This is a genomic window from Paraburkholderia madseniana (assembly GCF_009690905.1).
Lineage (GTDB): Bacteria > Pseudomonadota > Gammaproteobacteria > Burkholderiales > Burkholderiaceae > Paraburkholderia > Paraburkholderia madseniana.
The window spans coordinates 1-2,694 of record NZ_VOSW01000236.1 but is presented as its reverse complement, the minus strand read 5'-3'; the positions used below and the strand labels follow the sequence as shown (position 1 = coordinate 2,694).

General features: G+C 63.1%; 2 protein-coding genes and 1 pseudogene. 2 read left to right on the top strand and 1 reads right to left on the bottom strand.

The genetic code is table 11. The annotated features are described in order from the left end of the window. Positions 1 to 80: 80 nt before the first annotated feature. Both FSO04_RS45435 and def read left to right on the top strand, forming a co-directional pair. A pseudogene (locus FSO04_RS45435) lies at positions 81 to 947 on the top strand (helix-hairpin-helix domain-containing protein); the annotation flags it as partial. Continuing rightward, entirely contained in the window at positions 944 to 1,477 is a 534-nt protein-coding gene (gene def / locus FSO04_RS45430; protein WP_154567956.1) for a peptide deformylase, read from the top strand. The pseudogene FSO04_RS45435 and the gene def, both read left to right, overlap by 4 nt. 152 nt (positions 1,478 to 1,629) lie before the next feature. Here def and FSO04_RS45425 read toward each other — a convergent pair. After that, positions 1,630 to 2,694: pseudouridine synthase (locus FSO04_RS45425; RefSeq protein WP_233465464.1), on the bottom strand; the 1,065-nt coding region annotated here is incomplete at its 5' end.

The following is a 2,694-nucleotide window of genomic DNA, read 5'->3' as shown; positions in this document are numbered from 1 at the left end:
GCATCCTAGTCCGTTCGGTGCCTCGTCCTATCACTATTTGTTTTTTTCCTACCTAATACGAAGATGTGTATAAGAGACAGGAAGTGGTGAGTGCCCTGCTCGACCGCCGTCCGTACGACCCCCGCGAGTTCGTCATGCCCACGCAGTGCCCGGTGTGCGGCTCGAGCATCGAACGGCTGCCGGACGAGGCGATTGCGCGCTGCACGGGTGGCCTGTTCTGCCCGGCGCAGCGCAAGCAGGCGCTGTGGCACTTCGCGCAGCGGCGAGCGCTGGATATCGATGGGCTCGGCGAAAAGATCATCGATCAGCTCGTCGAGCAGAACTTGGTACGCACGCCGGCCGATCTGTTCAACGTCGGCTTTGCAACACTGGCTGAACTCGACCGCTTCGCTGAAAAGTCCGCGCAGAATCTGCTCGATTCGCTCGAAAAGGCCAAGCACACCACGCTGGCGCGCTTTATTTACGCGCTCGGTATCCGGCATGTGGGCGAATCGACGGCGAAAGATCTTGCCAAGCATTTCGGCTCGCTGAATCCGATCATGGATGCCTCGGTCGAAGAATTGCTGGAGGTGAACGACGTGGGTCCTGTGGTGGCCGAGTCGATTCATCAGTTTTTCGCCGAAGAGCACAACCGCACGGTGATCGAGCAACTACGCGCACCGGGCAAGGTCACCTGGCCGGAAGGACCGCCCGCGCCGAAGGCGCCGCAAGGCGTGCTGGCCGGCAAGACGGTCGTCCTGACCGGCACCTTGCCGACGCTCGCCCGCGAAGAGGCGAAAGAAATGCTCGAAGCGGCCGGCGCGAAAGTGGCAGGATCGGTGTCAAAGAAAACGGACTTCGTGGTGGCCGGAGCCGAAGCAGGCAGCAAGTTGGCGAAGGCCGAGGAACTCGGCGTCCCCGTACTCGACGAAGATGGTATGCGCAAGCTCCTGGAGGGGCAGTTATGATCCGCGAAATTCTCAAGATGGGCGATCCGCGCCTTTTGCAAATTGCCGATCCGGTCGATCACTTCGACACCCCCGAACTGCATGAGCTCATCAAGGACATGTTCGAGACCATGCACGATGCGAATGGCGCGGGGCTCGCCGCGCCGCAGGTCGGCGTCAATCTGCAGGTGGTGATTTTCGGCTTCGGGCACAACGAACGCTATCCGGATGCGCCGTCGGTGCCGGAGACGGTGCTGATCAACCCGACCATCACGCCGGTGTCGCTGGATATGGAAGAGGGCTGGGAAGGCTGCCTGTCGGTGCCGGGCCTGCGCGGCGCGGTGAGCCGGTTTTCGATGATCAAGTATCACGGCTTCGACCAATACGGCAAGCCGATCGACCGCGTCGCCGAGGGCTTTCACGCGCGTGTCGTGCAGCATGAGTGCGATCATCTGATCGGCAAGCTGTACCCGATGCGGATCAACGATTTCGCGAAGTTCGGCTTTACGGAAGTCCTGTTTCCGGATATGGACCCGAATAGCGACGACTGACGTCGCTGTATTCTGGCCTGCGGCGGACGAATTGACGCCTGCGCCGCCGGCATAAAAAAAGCCCACGTTTTTACGTGGGCTTTTTGTTGGGCGAGCGTCACGGTGCGCGGGCACCCTGAGTCTCTAGCTATTTAAGCGTCAAGCTCCCGGCATCAGAACGACTCGTCCGCCGACAGATAGCGCCATTGACCCGGCGGCAGTGCGCCCAGCATCACTTGACCCATCCGTACACGCTTCAGGCCGATCACTTCGAGGCCGACCAGTTCACACATCCGGCGGATCTGGCGTTTCTTGCCTTCGCGCAGTACGAAGCGAAGTTGCTCGCCGTTTTGCCAATTGACCTGTGCGGGTTTCAGCGGCACATCGTCCAGCGAGAGGCCGTGGCACAAGAGCGCAAGGCTTTCCGGCGGGAAGTGGCTTTCGACGTCGGTGGTGTGCTCGCCGAACGCCACGCGCACCAGATACTCCTTGTCGATCTCCGAATGGCCGCCAATCAGCTGCTTGGCAATGCGGCCGTCCTGCGTCAGCACCAGCAAGCCCGTCGAATCGATGTCGAGGCGCCCGGCGGGCGCGAGTTGGCGCAGATGCGAGACCGAGAAGCGAATGTCCGAACTGTCACCTTCCCAGCGATTTTCCGGCGTAACCAGCGTGATCGCCGGTTGATAGCCGTCTTCCGCCTGGCCCGATACGAGGCCCACGGGCTTGTGGATCAGGACGGTCACCTGGCTCGCTTGCGCAGCTTCGGCGGCGGGGTCGATCTCGATGCGCTGGTCCGGACGAACCTTGGTGCCGAGCGTGTCGATCCGCTCGCCGTCGACCAGCACCCAGCCTTTTTCAATCCACTCGTCGGCTTCGCGGCGTGAGCACAGGCCGAGTTCCGACATCAGCTTGGACAGGCGCAGGGTGCCCGGCGCGTCTTCGTAATCGCGGCGCGGTGTGCGCGGAGCGGCATCGGCGTCATCGTCGCGTTCGGCTCGGGCTGCGGGCGCCGGGCCACGCGGTTTGTCGGCACGGGCGGGGCGGTTGTCGTCGCCAAAGCGGCGGCCGGCAGCCGGCAGCGCCTTGTCGAAGCTGCGGGCAGGGCGTTCGCCCCGGTCACTACGTTCGTTACGTTCGCCTGCACGCGGCGGACGATCGCCGAATTCACGTTTGGCTGGGGCGCGTTCGCCGCGGTCGTCGCGCGGTGCGCGCGCCGGACGGTCCGTGCGGTCACCGTA